The following is a 17,487-nucleotide window of genomic DNA, read 5'->3' as shown; positions in this document are numbered from 1 at the left end:
CCAAAAGTGATTTTGGGGCTTTTTTTTATGCAATGTATTTGAATTCAACTATTAGATATTGGAAAGGATTGTATTAAGTGTTGCACTAGGACGCATAGCATTTGATGCTAATTCGTCGTTAGGCTGATAATAGCCTCCAATTTCTACAGCATTGCCTTGCACTTCTATGAGCTCAGCATTAATGCTTTCTTCATTGGTTTTTAGTGCAGCCACAACTTCAGCGAATTTAGCTTTTAATTCTGTATCCTCAGTTTGTTCAGCTAATGCTTCAGCCCAATAAAGCGCTAAGTAAAAGTGACTTCCACGGTTATCAATTTGGCCTAGTCTGCGAGCAGGGGACTTGTCATTTTGAAGAAACTTTGACGTCGCTGTATCTAAAGTGGTAGCTAATGTTTTAGCTTTTGCATTACCAAATACTTTAGATAGGTGTTCCAGAGATACAGAAAGTGCTAAGAATTCACCTAATGAATCCCAACGAAGGTAATTTTCAGCAACAAATTGTTGAACATGTTTTGGAGCTGAACCACCAGCACCTGTTTCGAATAACCCACCACCGTTCATAAGTGGAACGATAGAAAGCATTTTAGCACTGGTTCCTAATTCAAGAATAGGGAATAGATCTGTTAGGTAATCTCGGAGTACATTTCCAGTAACAGAAATCGTGTCTTTGCCTTCACGAATACGATCTAATGAATACTGTGTCGCTTTTACTGGCGACATGATATGAATTTCTAATCCTTCAGTATCGTGGTCGGCTAAGTAAGTGTTTACTTTTTTGATGAGTTCAGCATCATGCGAACGTTCTTCATCTAACCAAAATACCGCAGGAACACCGGTATCTTTAGCTCTAGAAACAGCTAATTTTACCCAGTCTCTAATAGGAGCGTCTTTCACCTGACACATTCTCCAAATGTCGCCTTCATTCACTTCGTGTGAGAGAAGTACATTGCCAGCTGCATCAAGAACGTTGATGGTTCCAGAGTCACTTAATTCAAAAGTTTTATCATGAGATCCATATTCCTCAGCTTTTTGAGCCATTAAGCCCACATTAGGAACACTACCCATTGTTGTTGGGTCAAAAGCACCATTCTTTTTACAGTCATCAATAACTACCTGGTAAATACCTGCATAGCTACTATCTGGAATTACGGCTTTGGTATCCTGAGTTTTACCTTCTTTATTCCACATGCAACCCGAAGTACGAATCATAGCTGGCATTGAAGCATCTATGATTACATCACTAGGCACGTGCAAGTTGGTAATGCCTCGGTCTGAATCAACCATGGCTAAATCAGCACGCTCTTCATAACAAGCTTGTATATCCGCCTCAATAGCACCTCTGTCTTCATCCGAAAGTTCTTGAATTTTAGCTAAGAGATCACCAAATCCATTATTGGTATCAACACCAATCTTGGCAAGCTTAGTACTGTGCTTTTCAAATACAGGCTTAAAAAAAGTATTCACGGCATGTCCAAAGATGATAGGATCGGATACCTTCATCATAGTAGCTTTCATGTGAAGGGAGAACAGTACCCCTTGCGCTTTAGCATCCTCGATTTGCTCCTCAATAAAACGAAGTAATGCTTCTCGGTTCATTACCGAAGCATCAATCACTTCACCTTCTTGTAGGTGTAATCCTTCTTTGAGAATCGCAGTTTCACCATTTGATTTCTCAAACTCGATGCGAGCAGTAGTCGCTTTATCTAAGGTGGTTGACTTCTCGTTGTTCCTAAAGTCACCTGCTTCCATTGTAGCAACGTGTGATTTAGAATCGGCACTCCATTTCCCCATAGAATGTGGATTTTTGCGCGCATACTCCTTAACAGCTTTTGGGGCACGACGATCCGAATTCCCTTCACGAAGTACAGGATTAACCGCACTACCTTTTACTTTATCATAACGTGCCTTTACTTCTTTTTCTTCATCACTCTTAGGCTCTTCAGGGTAGTTTGGTAAGTCGTATCCTTTAGATTGAAGCTCTTTGATGGCTGCAACCAATTGAGGAATAGAAGCACTGATGTTCGGAAGCTTAATGATATTTGCTTCAGGTTTTTTAGCCAGTTCACCTAGCTCAGCAAGTGCATCTGAAATTTTTTGGTCTTCTTTTAAATACTCTGGAAAATTTGCAATAATTCTTCCAGCTAAGGATATATCTCTTGTTTCTACTTTTACGCCAGCCGCCTTGGTAAAAGACTGGATAATTGGTAAAAGTGAATAGGTAGCAAGTGCGGGAGCTTCGTCTGTCTTGGTGTAAATAATTCTGGCGTCGTCAGTGGTCATTCGTCTCAAGTAGTTTGTTACCGTTAAGTCTATACTTTAAAGGGTAGTAGTTAAGGATTAATTAAGTGGCATGAGTTTACGAAAAAAGTCGTAAGGAAAGTAGGGAATGAAGGAATCAAATTCGTCTCTGGTCATTTATTCTTTTATATTAAAGACGAACTTTGAACTTAATACGTTGGAGTTTTAAAACCACAAAAAAGAGGTATAATTATGATTAGACCAATGTTTGGTTTTAGGCCAAAACCGAAAAAATTTGATTTACCATTTCGCTACTACGATCCTGAGCAAGAGGAACGTGAAAATGAGCGAAGAAAACGACGCATTAAGTTCGAAACACACAATAGAGTGCGACCAAAACAAAACTTAAGAGTGTTATCTCTAGCTTTACTATTAGCTTTGGTTGTCTATATCATTTCACTTTAATAATTGGACTTTTTTTTGAGCGAGACGCAAGAAAGCACCTCTATCATACATCAATTACCCCCAGAAATAAGTAATAAAATTGCAGCTGGAGAGGTAATACAACGCCCTTCATCAGTAGTTAAGGAGTTATTGGATAATGCCATTGATGCTGGTGCAGATTCTGTTAAGATTTTAATTGAACATGCAGGCCGTACTTTAATTCAAGTTATTGATAACGGTTGTGGTATGAGTGCAGAAGACTTACCTCTTTGTTTTGAACGCCATGCCACGTCCAAGATTAATACAGTAGACGATTTATTTAAAATTCGCACTTTGGGGTTCAGAGGCGAAGCGATGGCTTCCATCGCATCCGTATCTCAAATCACGGTACGTACAAAAAGAGCTGAAGATGAAAGTGGTTGGGAGTTCGAATTAGATGGAGGAAAAGATAAAGGCATTCAGCCAGTTGCTACCCCTGATGGAACTTCCATTTCAGTACGAAATCTGTTTTTTAATGTACCAGCAAGGCGACAATTCCTAAAAACGGATGTCACCGAATTACGCCATATACTCAGAACGGTACAGTACGCAGCCCTTTCGAATAGCAACATTGGTTTCCAGGTAATTGCGGATAATGAAGAGATTTATAATCTACCCCCTCAAACATTAAAAGAACGTGTAGCGGGTATATTTGGCTCAACTTACAAAGCGAGCCTAATTAGTTTTGCAGAAGAAACAAGCTACGTTCGAATTTACGGTTTTGCTTCTGATCCTAAATTAGCCAAGAAAAGTAGGGGAGAACAATTTCTCTTTGTGAACGGTCGCCCATTTCAGCACCGCTACTTAACCCACGTTATACTAAGTTTGTACGATGCGTGGACGAAAAATAATGAATATCCCTTTTATACTCTTTTCTTTGAAATAGACCCTTCTAAAGTAGATGTAAACGTTCATCCATCAAAGATGGAAGTTAAGTTCGAAGATGAGAGAAGTGTAATTCAGTTAGCTCGTTCTGTAGTGAATAGAGCTCTAAATGAACATTTTAAAGTTCCAAACTTGCCTCAACAAGAGGATACATTTTTATCAGATCACCCTACTCAAGGGTTTGATTCAGTTTTTGGTTTTAATACCGAGCAGAAAAAAATCACTCAGAATGAAACCGGATTTCAGATTCCTTCTAGAATAAATAGAAGTAGTTCTCCGGCACCGCAAAGTTCTTCTTTTGGGAATAGTGATTACTCTGATTTGCTATATGGAGATTCAGGAAGCAAACACCGCCCAAATGAAGGAAGCTTCTCAGGATTTTCAGAGGAAGAAAATGATAAAGCAAAGCCAACCGAAAAGAACGGGTTTTTCCAGTTGCATAATGGGTACATCTTAACACAAACTCGAAGTGGTGTTTGTATCATAGATCAGCATTTAGCCCATAAACGAATCATTTTTGAAAAGGCTCTAACCGCTACCGAAGAAGCTCTTCCTAGTACGCAGCAATTACTGTTTGCTCAAACTATGGAGCTTTCTGCAAGTGATTATACGCTATTAAAAGAATTGCATCCCATTCTACAACGAATGGGGTTCTCCGTTCAATTAATGAGTGGGAATACGGCCATGATTAATGGGGTACCTGCTGATATTGAGATCGGAAATGAGCAAGAAGTACTGATTGCTATGCTTCATCAATATCAAGAACTGGGACAGAAGCTTCAGCTCGAAGCTCGCGAAAAAGTAGCCATTTCTTTTGCTTCAAAAGCAGCTATTCAACGAGGGAAAAAATTAACTCCTGAAGAAATGGAAGCTCTTGTAGACCAATTGTTTGCATGCGATCAGCCGTATATAGATCCTTTACAAAAGCCGACAATCGTTTATCTTTCACTGGACGAAATTCAATCCAGATTTAGATAAGATGAATATACTTGCTATCGAACCATTCTACAGTGGCTCTCACAAAGCTTTTTTAAAAGGTTTGATAGATAATTCTTCGCATAACATCATCCCCATAAAGTTGAACTACAAAGGATGGAAGTGGAGGATGCATGGGGATTCGGTAACCCTAGCTCAGCTTACCAACCAAGTAACAGAAGAAATTGATCTACTCGTTACGAGTAGTATGACCAACTTGCCTGCGTTTATTGCCCTTACAAATCCTCGATTTGCGCATGTACCTAAGTTGATGTATATGCACGACAATCAGTTTACGCGTCCAATTCCAGAAGGAGAGACTCGTGATCTAACATACTGCTACATAAACTATTTAAGTATGTTAGTGGCCGACAAACTATTGTTTACATCTCAATTTCAAATTGATGATTTGCTAGAAGCCTTACCCGGTTTTTTAGAAAACTATCCTGATGACAAGCACTATACGTATGTGGATGAAATCAGAAAAAAGAGTGTGATTCTTCAGCCTGGCCTAGATTTAAAAGCCTTTGATGAAGAGCCAGATAGTAGAAGTAACAATAAAAATCCAGTGATTGTCTGGAATCAACGTTGGCAGTTTGATCGAAATCCAGCCATGTTTTTCAGAGTTTTAAATCGACTCAATGACATCGACTTAAAGTTTGATTTAATCTTAGCCGGAGATACGAAACACGATAAACCAGCTGAGTTTGAAAAGGCATGGCAACGCTTTGGTCAACAGATTACCCATTTTGGATATGTTGATGACAAAAAGAACTACAGCAAACTATTGCATTCAGGTGATATCGTAGTATCAACAGCGACTTATGAGTTTTTCTGTACACCTATTATGGAGGCGGTTTATTGCGGATGTCATCCTCTCGTGCCTAATGCACTCCATTACCCAGAACTGATACCGGATGCTCTGCACAAACCATTACTTCATGCTCCTACATTATACCAAACAGAAGATGAGTTATTCCATCATTTGAAGGATTTATTGATGGGAAAAACAAAACCGCTCCCCAAAAGCTCTCTTCAAACAATTAATAAGCATTTCGATTGGTCGCGAAAAATTAAAGACTACGACAAATTATTTGAAGAGCTAGTTGATGACTTTAATTAGTTCGGACTATTTAAAGCTTTCAATAAATTGAATCATCAGTTTTGAATAATCTTCGAATTCTGTGAAGGGCAAGGTTTCAAATTTATCATGTATATCATGATACGCCTTAATGCCCCCTAAGGTGTAGATATAAAAACCAGGGACACCTGCTTCATCAAAAAAGCAATGATCACTATTACAGGCTTTGCCTCTAATTTTTACTTGAGGTAATAGATTTTGATTAGCATTCAGTTCAGTAAGTAGGTCGAATTTGTTTTTAAATACGCTACCATTTACTACTTGAACCCCTTCATCACCTGTACCCGCTAAATCAAAATTGAGATAAAATTTTATATTTGATAATTCTATAGTCGGATTTTGAACAAAATACCTTGAGCCCATCAATCCAAGTTCTTCAGCACCAAATGCGATTAGCACTATATCAAATGGTGGAGGGTTAGTGCCAAAATGTTTAGCCATAGTTAGAAGCATAGCAACACCACTACTGTTATCATTGGCTCCATAAAAAATGGTTTCTTTACCTATTGTACCTAAATGATCGTAGTGAGCCATGAGTACGATTGTAGAATCAGAGCTCATACCTTTTACTCTGCCCATCACATTTTGTGTAGGATAATTCAATGTATACTCTTGCTCAATATGTAGCTTGATTTGAGAATTTGGTTCTATCTCAATTTCATCGGATAAAATGATTCCAGCTTTTTCATCCAGAATGGAGGATGGTCGCCAAGTCAGTTTCCCATTGGAATGATATATAAATCCCTTCACAGGTAGGTTGGGATTTCTCTTTATGAATTGGATAAAGCCATTGAGTAGATCTGTATTCTCCTTACTTGTATTATCTTTATTGAGTTCAGGTAAGTAAATGAATTTATTAACGGAAGCTTTTATTGCTTCAATCATGTCCTGCTGACTAACTAAGTCATTGAAATAAATGCTATGAATCTCAAAACTACCATTAATTGTTGGTGAGCCAGGTTCAACGAGATAATCTATTCCAGGGGTGAGTTCTTTGTCATTCAGGTTTAGTTCAACAGTTGAGGGAAATGAATTTATGGAAACCTCGAAATTCTGATAAAACTCACCGTCAATAGGTTCAACACCATGTTTTATAAATTCATCTTTTATAAAACTGGCTGCTTTTTTGTCAGCATCGAAAGTGTACCCTCGACCATAGTATTCACTAGAACTTAAAGTTTTAACGACGAACTTAGCGTAATCTAAATCTTGTGCAGTTGTTTTTGTTGGAATAGCACAAAAGAAGATTAGTATAACTGTAGTAAGTATCGACCGCATAAAAACCATTTTAGAAAGGGGCGTCTTCGTCGGGAGCTGGGTTATGAGGCATAGGTGGTGCTCCAGAAGGAGAGAAATCATCTGGGAGGGCAGGAGTGTTGCCACCACCTCCATCATTGAGGTAGCTATCCCCATGATCGGCGGTTGTTAAGTTCTCAAACCGAGCATAATCTTTAACGAAATAATGCATTTTACTACCTACCGGTCCGTTTCTTTGCTTACCTATAATTACCTCTGCTAAACCAGCCGTTGATTGTCCCTCAGCGGTGGTTGTAATTCCATAGTATTCAGGACGATACAGGAACATCACCACATCGGCATCCTGCTCAATAGATCCAGATTCACGAAGATCACTTAATTGTGGTCGCTTATCACCACCACGTTGTTCTACGGCTCTAGAGAGCTGAGATAAGGCGATTACTGGGACATCTAATTCCTTAGCTAGCGACTTCAACCCTCGAGAGATAGAGGCAATTTCTTGTTCACGATTTCCAGAATCCTTTGCATTGCCCTGCATAAGCTGTAGGTAATCAATTACGATTAACCCAATATCATGTTCACTTTTCAGTCTTCTACATTTAGTACGCAATTCCATTAATGTGATAGCTGGCGTATCATCAATAAAAATACCTGCAGTAAATAAGCGACCTGCTGCTTCAATCAGTTGTTTAAAGCTGTCATCATTTAAAGTACCTTTTCTAGCTTCATCAGCACGAACGCGAGCTTCCATGGTGAGTAAACGTTGAACTAGAGATTGATTTGACATCTCTAAACTGAAGATAGCGATAGGGGTTTTAAGCTTTTCATCAAGGTGCATAGCCGCATTTCTAGCAGCCGTTAATACAAAGGCCGTTTTACCCATAGATGGTCGCGCGGCGATGATTATAAGATCACCTTTTTGCCAACCAGCAGTCATTTGATCGATAGCCAATCCAGTAGGTACACCAGTAATACCACCTTCTTTGCCTCGCATGTCTTCTAAATAGGCTAGGGTATCTTTTAAGATTTCTGAAACAGGTTGAGAGGCATTTTTTGTCTTCTGATTCGCTAAATCAAAAATACGTTGCTCGGCATCATCTAAAACATCATAAGCATCTGAAGTTGAATCGTATGATTCTTTAATAACATCCGTACAGTTCAGAATCAGGTTTCTTTTAATAGCTTTTTCAATGATAATTTGAGCATGATACTCAATATTAGCCGCCGAACTTACAGAACGTGTTAAATCAGATAAATAGGATGAACCACCACAAACATCGAGCAAATTGTTATCGCGAAGTTCATTCTCAACTGTAAGAAGATCTAAAGGATTATCTCTTTCAGATAAGTTCGATATAGTTTCGAAAATATGACGGTGGGCAGGCTTATAAAAGTCATCCGCTTTCAGCATACCAATAGCGATGGTAGCAGCGCCCGTTTCGATGAGCATGGCACCTAATACGGCTTCTTCAACTTCAACCGCTTGAGGAGGCACTCGGCCTTCTTTCTCTAATATGCTAGATGGATCTTCGTAAGTCTTCTTTTTGTATGCTGAACCGTTTTTTGCCATTTCCTTTTTATTCCCTGAATCGACCTAGTAATTGCCTATAATTTTTTAAAGTAGAATTGCAGTGCGTTGATCTTACTGTATAAAATTCAACGTCAGTAATTTAGTTAAAATATGCATGCACTGTAGATTATTTCCCCACAACTTTTAAACAAAATTGTTAACAATTGAAGTGACTTTAGCGCCTGTTCAAATGCTCTTTTAAAATTTTTAAGTCTTCCCAACATGGTCGCTTTAACGACTCATCCAATAGTAGTTGTGCGGGGTGATAAGTCGCAAAGTAGTTTTGCTCCTCTACAGTATGTAAACGACCTCGAAGACTGTCAAAATCCGATGAATCATTTATTAGTGTTTGCGTTGCAAGTTCGCCTACACAAAGCACAATATTCGGTTGAAGGATGTCAATTTCCTTCTTAATGAAAGTGGTGTTCATCTGAGTGAATTCAGCGTTGTCTAGTTCACTCTTAGAAGGTCTAAATTTTAAAATATTGCTAAAGTATAAATCTGATTTACTAAGACTTATGGCCGTTAATATCTTATCTAATAACTTACCTACCTTTCCTGAAAAAGGTCGCCCATCTTTATAATCGTTTTTACCTGGAGCTCCTCCAATAATCATAACTTTTGGGGAGTTGCTACCTTTTCCAAATACGAAATCGTTGGTGTTTTTAATTAGCTCTGAATAAAGGCTATTCAATGCTTCTACACTTGAACAAGCGGCAATTCTTTCTTCTGAAGATTGCTCATCATTGGTTGGTTCAATTTGCTCAGTTACACCTTCTGACTTTGATTCCGGTACTACGTGATACTCTTTATTCCCATTTGAAGCAGATGGAGTGGGTACCGGAGCAGGAATAGCAGGTTCTTCTCTAGTGTTTAGGTCTACTGATTTAACAGAAAAATCGCCAAACAACTCTCTTTGTTGTTTCAAGAAACGTATTACTCTGTCGGTTATAAAAGCTGTGTTTGTAGAATCACTCATTATCCAATAAGCTCTTCAATTACTTGCTCTTCTGCTAATATTTTTTGATTTAATTCCCCTTCATAATATCCATCTGTAGTAAGTGTATTCAGCCTTACGGGTTGAATGGTGTTCGCTAACCTTGGATTGTGTGGGATTGCAACACGAACATAATTGTTGGTCCAGCCAAACATGAGCCCATCTTTGTTTTCTTCTTCGAATAGGGTAGGGCGTATTTCGCCTTCGAATCGACCATCAAAATTAAATCGCTTCTTCTTTGATAATCTTCGAAGTTTATGTGTACGCTTTTTTCTCTCTGGCTTAGGTACTATAGGGCTTAAACTTAATGCATGAGTATTAGGACGTTCTGAATAGGTGAACACATGTAAGTACGATACATCTAGGCTATCAATGAATGCCATGGATTCTTCGAATAAGGCTTCTGTTTCGCCAGGGTGACCCGTTATTACATCTACTCCAATACATGCATCTGGAATAAGCTCACGAATAAGTTCAACACGTCCTCTATAAAGATCCGATTTGTAACGCCGACGCATTGTTTTAAGCATCTTATCCGACCCACTTTGTAATGGAATATGGAAGTGAGGCTGAAGCTTAGTTGAAGTAGCTGCGAATCGAATAATTTCTTCAGTAAGTAAATTTGGTTCTATAGATGAAACTCGGAGTCTCTCTAAGCCTTTTACATCTTCTAGTGCTTGTAGTAATTGATAGAAATTTTCATCCGTACCATAACCGAAATCACCTGAGTTCACTCCAGTAATGATGATTTCTTTAAATCCTTCTGATACCAGCTGTTCAGCATTCCGTACAACGGTAGCAATTTTAGGGCTACGACTTGCACCCCGTGCTAGAGGAATAGTGCAAAATGAACACTTGTAATTACACCCATCCTGTACCTTAAGAAAAGCACGCGTTCGGTCATCCGATGAAAAAGCATTGTGGAAGTCGACTGCTTCATTAACATCGGTATTGTGGATGATGGTTTTCTCTTGTTTAACAAAATCGTCAAATAGGTCTAATAGCTTGAACTTGTCTTTGGCCCCTAAAACAACATCAACACCTTCAATTTGAGCAATTTCTTCTGGTTCAAGCTGAGCATAACATCCAACAACAGCTACAAAGGCATCTGGGTTACGCTTTAAGGCTTGTCGAACTGTTTTACGGCAAGCACTATTAGCATCTAAGGTTACTGAACAGGTATTAATGACATAGATATCTGCTTTGTCATCAAATTCTTTGAGTTCAAATCCTTCAACCTCGAAATCTCTCCTCATAGAAGAGGTTTCTGAGAAATTTAATTTACATCCTAGAGTTTCAAATGCGGCACTTTTCATGCGCCAAAGATAAGGAGAATCGATAGTGTTTGCAGAGATAAATTGAGTAGAATCTATTAATCAATATCTATTTATCACTTAGCAATAAATATTGAGAGATTATCCCATTTTGGGATGGTAGATTAAGTTTTTGTAGGCATGTACCATCAATTCTTGAGAGGCTCCAGCAAAATACATCATAAACACAACTAGGTTCGCGAAGTTAACTTGGAAATAGCCATTGTGATCATATTTTCGAGCTGATACAAAGGCATCTTTTTGAATGACTCTGAAGCTTTTCCTATTCATTAGTTTCTGAATAAAATCATAATCTTCCATAATCAGATAATCTTCCCTGAATCCACCTAATTCATTAAATAAATCTTTTTTGATAAATAAGGTTTGGTCTCCACCTCTACACATTATCCTTTTAAAGCGAGTACAGTAGGCATTAATGCGTAATAGTGGCGTAGGATAATCCTTGAACTGATAGCGATAACAACCTGATTCATAGTTTGAAGTAAAGCTTTCGAGAATATCATCTACAAATGTTAAAGGGGGCTGAGTGTCGGCGTGAACAAAATAAAGGATATCATTCTTAGCAATTGATGCACCGTAATTCATTTGTGCCGCTCTTCCTTTTGAAGGGGAACGAACAGCCGTTACATTCTTTGAACGTGCTTTGGCCGTTGTTTCATCACTACTACCGCCATCAACAATAATTATTTCTGCCTTTGATAGCCCCTCAATCCCTTTAAGTAAATAATCAATTTGATCCGAAATCGTACATTCTTCGTTATAAGTTGGTACAATGATACTTATTGCCATATTAGATGATCGATAATGCGTAATTAATTGTAGAGATAGTAAATTAAAAAACGAACTCCTGCCAAATATGGATGTAACTTTTATGAAATTAATATCGACTTCTTTTTTGAATCTATTGATACTGAGTGGACTTAGCCTCAGTTCCAATGCCCTTGCTCAAGGAAATTCGTTTGATGAATTGCCTGATTCATTGAATTCATATACGGAAGTTTCCATACAACTTTTGAATCATGTTCGAACTGGAAAACCCACTCTTGAGCTACAAAAGCTATTGGCTGATGTTTCTAAAGAAGATTTAAATGCTGATTTAGACACAGAAGAAGAGAAGAAGGCATTCTGGCTCAATGTGTATAATGCCTATGTTCAAATTCTATTATTAGATAACCCAGAATTGTTTGATGATCGTGCATCATGGTTTGGTTACAACTTTTTTTCCTCACCTCAAGTTACCATTGCTGGACATGAATTAAGTTTTGATGATATAGAACATGGAATCATCCGCCATTCAAAGATAAAGCTATCTATGGGTTACTTAGATAAATGGTTCCCTGATGAGTTTGAAAAAACTTTCAGATGGAAGGAAGTAGATCCGCGAATTCATTTCGCGCTTAATTGTGGTGCGAAATCATGTCCATATATTGCAATTTATGAAGCTGACAGGGTAGAAGAACAATTGGATATTACCTCAAAACAATATCTCGAACGAACCACCGATTTTTTAGAAGAAGAGAATAAAGTATTTGTAAATCGCTTAATGAGTTGGTTTAAAGCAGATTTTGGCGGAAAGAAGGGAAGTATTCAGATGCTTAAGAAGTATGGGATTATCCCAGAGTCAGCTAATCCAAAAATCAGTTATATAAAATACGACTGGACCCTTGAATTAGATAACTATAAAGACATATAACTATTTATTTCGAATAAATACGAACCGGAAGCTCCACTTTAATAGAAGTTCCTTTATCGATTTCTGACTCAATATTTAGTTTTCCATTCATCGATTGAACTAAATGATGTGCTAACTGAAAACCAAAGCCAAACCCGCGTTCATTGCTGGTGCCTTTGGTAGAGAATGATTTATCGCCTAAAAGCTGATTCTTCTGCTCTTCACTGATACCTATTCCAGTATCTTTCACTTCAAAATGGAGTTTCCCACTATTTACAGAATCTTCAATCATTTGAAGGTTTACATGCACTGAACCGCCATTGTCAGTGAATTTTATGGCATTAGTAATGAGGTTGCCAAATATCTGCAGCAGCTTTCGTTTTGGGATGTTTTCATTAAACTCATTGTTAGTCAATGTTACATCAAAGCTCACATTTTTTAATTGAGCTTGAGGCTTATATAAATCAACAAGTTTTTCTTTGAGCTGAGTTAAAGCTAATGATTCACTAGAGGAAATGGGGTCTTGCTTGATTTCTTTATGTGTAGATAGTATTTCATCCGCTAATTCTAAGACGGTTTTACCACCCCGATTAATCATCTCAATCAATTCGATGATATTAGTTAAATCTTCACGTTCAGCATTCTCTTTTATGAGTTGAGATAATCCAATAATACCACCAATTGGGCCACGGATATCATGACTCACTTTCCGTGATACTTCATCCGCTTCATCTAATTTCATTTTTAATTCTTTGATGAGCTTCAAATGTTCTAACCTTCTCATTACCTCCTCAGCAATGATATTGAACATTTCAACTTTTTCAGGGGTGATGGATCTAGTCTTGGTATCGAGTACACATAATGCACCAATTCTATGCCCATCTATGCTTTTTAAAGGGACGCCAAAGTAATATCGAAGATTGGGATCACTTGTAACATATTCTTTTTCTTTAAAGCGATCATCTTTGTCTAGTTCAGGAACTTCGAAAGGTTCGTCATCCTGAATAGTATGATTACATATCGACTCTTCACGTGGCATTTGATCAACATCAAACCCATAATTTGAGATAGACCATTGGGTATGTGGACCAACTATATTTATGAGTGATATTTCAGTTCCTACTATATGAGCTGCTAATCTAGTTAAATCGTCTAAGTCTTTGAAGTCCTTAGAGTAATCTAAATCATATTCAGCTAGTTTAAGTATACGTTGGAACTCTTCTTTTTCCTGAACCTCTTTAACCGTCATGATACTTTGTTAGTTATTTTTCTTCTATAAGCTTATATCGCTTGAGTAATGTAACCGATGAAGTGTAATTACAATATTAAACTATGTAACTAATCTGAATTCAAGTTATAAAAACAAGAACAGCCTAGATGGCTGTATCATCAGTTCTTAGTAGAGGATAGAGACCAAAAGTCAACTCTATCAAATGCTATATAGGGTACAGCAATTATTAAGTTCCGATTATCGAGGCCAATATCAGCGGGTCGGCCTGGTGTGTTAATTAGAACCTGATCCAGTTCAGAACGGTTTATTCGAATACTTTGATCCACTTGGCTAGCTATAATTAAATAGTCTTCAAAAGGTTCAATACCGTCAAAATTACCACCTTTTGAGCTGGTGAATTCGGTTACCATTCCTGAAACATCAAAGGCGTAGAAAGTAGTGTCACCTCGCCAAGGAGCGAGTGTAAAAAGTTCTTCTTCTGCTAAATAAGTAATCCCATTTGGGTAAACAGGAAGTGAGTCAAGAAACACAGATGCTGTTTGGTTTTCAATCTTATAAACCACAGGCTTACCGGTGTCGGTAACATATAGAGTACCGGAGCCATCTCCTGAGATGTCATTTAGAAAACCTGGTTCAAAACCTGAAAAGTCTATAAAGTTTAGATGATTGCCTGTATTTATATCAAAGGTATGAACACCAAACACATCGGCTACCCATAGCTGCTCATTTTGTATGAACATGCCACGAGGTGCATGAAGAGGGTAGGAGTCGGTACCTGTCATGTATTCCATTTCAACAAGGGTACCATTGGCATCTACTTTTGTTATAAAGCCATTAGCGTCGGCGTCATTACCGCCACCATTGAAATTGGAGATGTAAAAGGAGTTTGTTATTTCATCAAAACGAACCGCTTCCGGACCTTTTAAATCTTCTACACTAAATAAAATGTTGGTAGAATCTTGAACAGCATCAAGATTTATAGAAGGTGTTGTTTCAGTCGACTGACAAGCAATGCCTGAAAGTCCTAACAATGCGAAAGCGGCTATTTTGATAGAATTCATTTTATACTCCTACGGGTACATGTTCTGGTTTAGCATCTTTATACGCAGGACGAGGGGTTAATCCAAATAATTCGAACATATGCATATCTTCATCAAGTTCGTTGTTATTGGTTGTTAACAGCTTCTCGCCTGTAAAGATCGAATTAGCACCAGCCATAAAACACAGTGCTTGTTCTTCGAAATTCATTCTAACTCTACCTGCAGACAGTCTAACCATCGATTTTGGCATCAATATTCTTGCAGTAGCAATCATGCGTGCCATATCCCAAGAAGGTACTTTAGGTTGGTTTTCCATAGGGGTTCCTTCTACAGCTATTAAAGCATTTACAGGAACTGATTCTGGGTGTGTTTCTAAATTTGATAGTGTGTATAGAAGTCCAATTCTGTCTTCATGCGATTCGCCCATTCCAATTATACCGCCTGAACAAACAGATATGTTATTATCCTGAACTTTTTTAATGGTATCTAAACGGTCTTCATAGGTACGAGTAGTGATGATTTTTTTATAGAAGTCTTCACTTGAATCAAGGTTATGATTGTATGCATATAACCCAGCTTCTTTTAGCTTAGCTGCTTGTTCATCATTAAGCATACCTAGAGTAGCACAAACTTCTAAGCCAAGATCAGCAACAGAAGACACTACATCTAATACTTCGTCAAAATCTTTAGTTTTACGTGCGCTTCTCCAAGCAGCGCCCATACAAAAGCGAGTAGAACCTGCATCTTTTGCGCGTTCAGCGGCCGCTAAAATCATTTCTTTAGGCATCATTTTTTCAGCCTTTACTCCCGTATCGTAACGTGCAGATTGAGGGCAGTAAGAACAATCCTCTGAACATCCACCTGTTTTAATAGATAAAAGGGTGCAAACTTGAACTTCACCTGTTTTATGATATTCTCGGTGTATAGTAGCTGCTCTATAGATGAGCTCCATTAATGGAGTATTGTATATTTCTGAAATTTCTTCTTTGGTCCAGTCGTTTCTAATTACTGACATAAATAGGTGTTTAAGTGATCTTGTAATTCCTCAAAAGTAAGGTGAAAGAATTCAAATGCCAATGTACATTTCCATTTATTTAATCCTTAAAAAACGGTATAGTCTACCAAAAAGTAAATGAAAGAAGTACTCATCTCAGGCAAAACTTCATTTAAAATTGAAGTTCCATATAAACTATATGAAGTAGGCGAGAAAGGTGAAAAACCTTTGATAATCTATTTACATGGATATAGGCAGAATATTGAGAAGTTTGAAAAATTAGTAGAGCCAATGCTTTCCTTGAAAGCCTATCATTTATTTATTCAAGGACCTTATCCAATCTATGATGAGACTAGATCCGTAAATGTATCTCAATGGGGTAGAGCTTGGTATTTGTATGATGGCAATAGAGGTCAATTTACAAAGTCGTTAGAGCTTGCCTCAGAATTCATTCAAGAAATAGTAGATGGGTTACTTCCCAACATCGACGTTAATAAAATCACTTTATTCGGATATTCAATGGGTGGTTATTTAGCCGGTTACTTCGCTCTTTCTAGGTGGAAACATGTAAACGAAGCTATTGTAGTAGGTGCTCGCATAAAAACGGAAGTGTTTGAAGATCGGTTGGAAGATGCAAAACATATTCATTTTTTGGCCCTTCACGGCAAAAATGACCAGAGTGTATTTCCCGGTCCTCAGCAACAAGAAATTGAAAAATTGAAGGCATTAGGTTATAGTGCTGAGTTCGTAGAAATTGACGACGCACACAAATTAACGGAGCCATTTGTTGTTGAAACAATCAATTGGCTTCAGAAACATGAATTCGAATATTCAAATTAGAAAACGTGTTAGGTTTTCTTTCTAATGTTTATTAAGTTTTTTTAACTTTGATCGGTTGAAAGCTGATAAATATCAGGGTTTTGCAAATAAAAATAATAAGTTAAGCTGTATATGAATATACTAGTTGTTGAAGATGATCCATCCGTAAGAACGCTTGTTAAAGCAGTTCTAGAGCACAATGGAAATTCGGTAAGTACTGCCGAAACAGCCCATGATGGACAAACAATGGCTGTAGAGAACGACTACGAAATGATTGTTCTTGACTTGGGATTACCAGATGGAGACGGGTATGAAGTTTGTAAACATCTTCGAGATGAAGGGATTACAACTCCAGTATTAGTTCTTTCAGGTGAACAAGAAACAGACGTCAAAGTAAAGTGCTTAAAAGTAGGTGCTGATGATTATCTCACCAAGCCATTTAATACGGAAGAACTTTTAGCCCGTATGGAGGCGATTAAAAGAAGAACCGAATCTTCTGGTGATCAACTTCTTACATGTGGCGAACTCAAAGTTGACCTGCTCAAGCGTGAATTCATGGTTAACAATGAGAAAGTACAGCTTACTAATAATGAGTTTAATTTATTGGTTTACTTCTTGAAGAATAAAAACCGAATTATTACTCAAGAAGAACTTGCTGAAAAAGTTTGGGATATTCACTTCGATACTCAAACCAATTATATAAATGTGTACATCAGCTATTTGAGGAAAAAAATACGTGAGTACACTGAAACTGATTACATTGAAACAATCAGAAAAAAAGGATTCACATTTAGATGTGAATAATTGAGATTATTATTAGGCCGCCATTTGGTGGCCTTTTTTATGTATTC

Annotated in this window: 15 protein-coding genes; 6 read left to right on the top strand and 9 right to left on the bottom strand. The window is 37.7% G+C overall.

Features of this window, described 5'->3' with window-relative positions:
- Nucleotides 1–51: 51 nt before the first annotated feature.
- The gene (locus B155_RS0101795) at nucleotides 52–2,280 is read right to left on the bottom strand and encodes an NADP-dependent isocitrate dehydrogenase (RefSeq protein WP_018126523.1); all 2,229 of its coding nucleotides are present in this window, start codon (nucleotides 2,278–2,280) and stop codon (nucleotides 52–54) included.
- 210 nt (nucleotides 2,281–2,490) lie between these two features.
- On the opposite strand from B155_RS0101795, the gene B155_RS0101790 reads away from it, so the two are divergent.
- From B155_RS0101790 to B155_RS0101780, 3 genes are read left to right on the top strand one after another with little or no spacing between them, the layout of a single operon-like run.
- Nucleotides 2,491–2,703, top strand: coding sequence for a hypothetical protein (locus B155_RS0101790; protein ID WP_157464698.1), 213 nt, complete (start codon nucleotides 2,491–2,493; stop codon nucleotides 2,701–2,703).
- A 15-nt stretch (nucleotides 2,704–2,718) separates the two neighbouring features.
- Nucleotides 2,719–4,584: a DNA mismatch repair endonuclease MutL gene (gene mutL / locus B155_RS0101785; protein WP_040368023.1), complete on the top strand. Its 1,866-nt coding sequence runs from the start codon at nucleotides 2,719–2,721 to the stop codon at nucleotides 4,582–4,584.
- Nucleotide 4,585: 1 nt separating this feature from the next.
- Nucleotides 4,586–5,704, top strand: a complete 1,119-nt coding sequence (locus B155_RS0101780) for a tRNA-queuosine alpha-mannosyltransferase domain-containing protein (RefSeq protein WP_018126520.1) — start codon at nucleotides 4,586–4,588, stop codon at nucleotides 5,702–5,704.
- 6 nt (nucleotides 5,705–5,710) lie between these two features.
- On the opposite strand, the gene B155_RS0101775 is transcribed toward B155_RS0101780, so the two are convergent.
- The 5 genes from B155_RS0101775 to B155_RS12745 all read right to left on the bottom strand — a co-directional run bounded on the left by B155_RS0101775 (nucleotide 5,711) and on the right by B155_RS12745 (nucleotide 11,669).
- Nucleotides 5,711–7,000 (bottom strand): M28 family metallopeptidase, encoded by a 1,290-nt coding sequence (locus tag B155_RS0101775; protein ID WP_169331256.1) that lies wholly within the window; start codon nucleotides 6,998–7,000, stop codon nucleotides 5,711–5,713.
- A gap of 10 nt (nucleotides 7,001–7,010) precedes the next feature.
- Complete coding sequence (dnaB, locus tag B155_RS0101770; RefSeq protein ID WP_018126518.1) at nucleotides 7,011–8,549, bottom strand: replicative DNA helicase; 1,539 nt, start codon at nucleotides 8,547–8,549, stop codon at nucleotides 7,011–7,013.
- A gap of 175 nt (nucleotides 8,550–8,724) precedes the next feature.
- Entirely contained in the window at nucleotides 8,725–9,528 is an 804-nt protein-coding gene (locus B155_RS13505) for a uracil-DNA glycosylase (RefSeq protein ID WP_018126517.1), read from the bottom strand.
- Nucleotides 9,528–10,862 (bottom strand): tRNA (N(6)-L-threonylcarbamoyladenosine(37)-C(2))-methylthiotransferase MtaB, encoded by a 1,335-nt coding sequence (gene mtaB, locus B155_RS12750; RefSeq protein ID WP_018126516.1) that lies wholly within the window; start codon nucleotides 10,860–10,862, stop codon nucleotides 9,528–9,530. Before mtaB ends, B155_RS13505 begins: the two co-directional genes overlap by 1 nt.
- A gap of 99 nt (nucleotides 10,863–10,961) precedes the next feature.
- The gene (locus B155_RS12745) at nucleotides 10,962–11,669 is read right to left on the bottom strand and encodes a TIGR04283 family arsenosugar biosynthesis glycosyltransferase (protein WP_018126515.1); all 708 of its coding nucleotides are present in this window, start codon (nucleotides 11,667–11,669) and stop codon (nucleotides 10,962–10,964) included.
- An 82-nt stretch (nucleotides 11,670–11,751) separates the two neighbouring features.
- Here B155_RS12745 and B155_RS0101750 point away from each other — a divergent pair, with 82 nt between their 5' ends.
- Nucleotides 11,752–12,573, top strand: coding sequence for a DUF547 domain-containing protein (locus B155_RS0101750; protein ID WP_083902115.1), 822 nt, complete (start codon nucleotides 11,752–11,754; stop codon nucleotides 12,571–12,573).
- Between the two features lie 4 nt (nucleotides 12,574–12,577).
- On the opposite strand, the gene B155_RS0101745 is transcribed toward B155_RS0101750, so the two are convergent.
- The 3 genes from B155_RS0101745 to bioB form a co-directional block, all read right to left on the bottom strand.
- Nucleotides 12,578–13,801 carry a GAF domain-containing sensor histidine kinase gene (locus B155_RS0101745; RefSeq protein ID WP_018126513.1) on the bottom strand — a complete coding sequence of 408 codons (1,224 nt, stop codon included), beginning with the start codon at nucleotides 13,799–13,801 and terminating at the stop codon, nucleotides 12,578–12,580.
- 140 nt (nucleotides 13,802–13,941) lie between these two features.
- Nucleotides 13,942–14,844 carry an NHL repeat-containing protein gene (locus B155_RS0101740; protein WP_018126512.1) on the bottom strand — a complete coding sequence of 301 codons (903 nt, stop codon included), beginning with the start codon at nucleotides 14,842–14,844 and terminating at the stop codon, nucleotides 13,942–13,944.
- A 1-nt stretch (nucleotide 14,845) separates the two neighbouring features.
- Nucleotides 14,846–15,838 (bottom strand): biotin synthase BioB, encoded by a 993-nt coding sequence (gene bioB / locus B155_RS0101735; RefSeq protein WP_018126511.1) that lies wholly within the window; start codon nucleotides 15,836–15,838, stop codon nucleotides 14,846–14,848.
- Nucleotides 15,839–15,955: 117 nt separating this feature from the next.
- On the opposite strand from bioB, the gene B155_RS0101730 reads away from it, so the two are divergent.
- On the top strand, nucleotides 15,956–16,657 hold the full coding sequence (locus B155_RS0101730) for an alpha/beta hydrolase (RefSeq protein ID WP_018126510.1): 702 nt from the start codon (nucleotides 15,956–15,958) through the stop codon (nucleotides 16,655–16,657).
- 111 nt (nucleotides 16,658–16,768) lie between these two features.
- A complete protein-coding gene (locus B155_RS0101725; RefSeq protein ID WP_018126509.1) occupies nucleotides 16,769–17,440 on the top strand; it encodes a response regulator transcription factor in 672 nt (223 codons plus the stop codon).
- The last annotated feature ends 47 nt before the right edge of the window (nucleotides 17,441–17,487 follow it).

Source organism: Balneola vulgaris DSM 17893 (assembly GCF_000375465.1).
GTDB classification, from domain to species: domain Bacteria; phylum Bacteroidota; class Rhodothermia; order Balneolales; family Balneolaceae; genus Balneola; species Balneola vulgaris.
Note: the sequence above shows the minus strand (reverse complement) of the source record. Positions and strands in the feature narration are given on the sequence as shown.

Bases quoted from the DNA above. Each gene is read 5' to 3' on its own strand.
- B155_RS0101795 (WP_018126523.1), bottom strand. From the start codon at position 2,280: ATGACCACTGACGACGCCAGAATTATTTACACCAAGACAGACGAAGCT.
- B155_RS0101790 (WP_157464698.1), top strand. From the start codon at position 2,491: ATGATTAGACCAATGTTTGGTTTTAGGCCAAAACCGAAAAAATTTGAT.
- B155_RS0101780 (WP_018126520.1), top strand. From the start codon at position 4,586: ATGAATATACTTGCTATCGAACCATTCTACAGTGGCTCTCACAAAGCT.
- B155_RS0101775 (WP_169331256.1), bottom strand. From the start codon at position 7,000: ATGCGGTCGATACTTACTACAGTTATACTAATCTTCTTTTGTGCTATT.
- dnaB (WP_018126518.1), bottom strand. From the start codon at position 8,549: ATGGCAAAAAACGGTTCAGCATACAAAAAGAAGACTTACGAAGATCCA.
- B155_RS13505 (WP_018126517.1), bottom strand. From the start codon at position 9,528: ATGAGTGATTCTACAAACACAGCTTTTATAACCGACAGAGTAATACGT.
- mtaB (WP_018126516.1), bottom strand. From the start codon at position 10,862: ATGAAAAGTGCCGCATTTGAAACTCTAGGATGTAAATTAAATTTCTCA.
- B155_RS12745 (WP_018126515.1), bottom strand. From the start codon at position 11,669: ATGGCAATAAGTATCATTGTACCAACTTATAACGAAGAATGTACGATT.
- B155_RS0101750 (WP_083902115.1), top strand. From the start codon at position 11,752: ATGAAATTAATATCGACTTCTTTTTTGAATCTATTGATACTGAGTGGA.
- B155_RS0101745 (WP_018126513.1), bottom strand. From the start codon at position 13,801: ATGACGGTTAAAGAGGTTCAGGAAAAAGAAGAGTTCCAACGTATACTT.
- B155_RS0101740 (WP_018126512.1), bottom strand. From the start codon at position 14,844: ATGAATTCTATCAAAATAGCCGCTTTCGCATTGTTAGGACTTTCAGGC.
- bioB (WP_018126511.1), bottom strand. From the start codon at position 15,838: ATGTCAGTAATTAGAAACGACTGGACCAAAGAAGAAATTTCAGAAATA.
- B155_RS0101730 (WP_018126510.1), top strand. From the start codon at position 15,956: ATGAAAGAAGTACTCATCTCAGGCAAAACTTCATTTAAAATTGAAGTT.
- B155_RS0101725 (WP_018126509.1), top strand. From the start codon at position 16,769: ATGAATATACTAGTTGTTGAAGATGATCCATCCGTAAGAACGCTTGTT.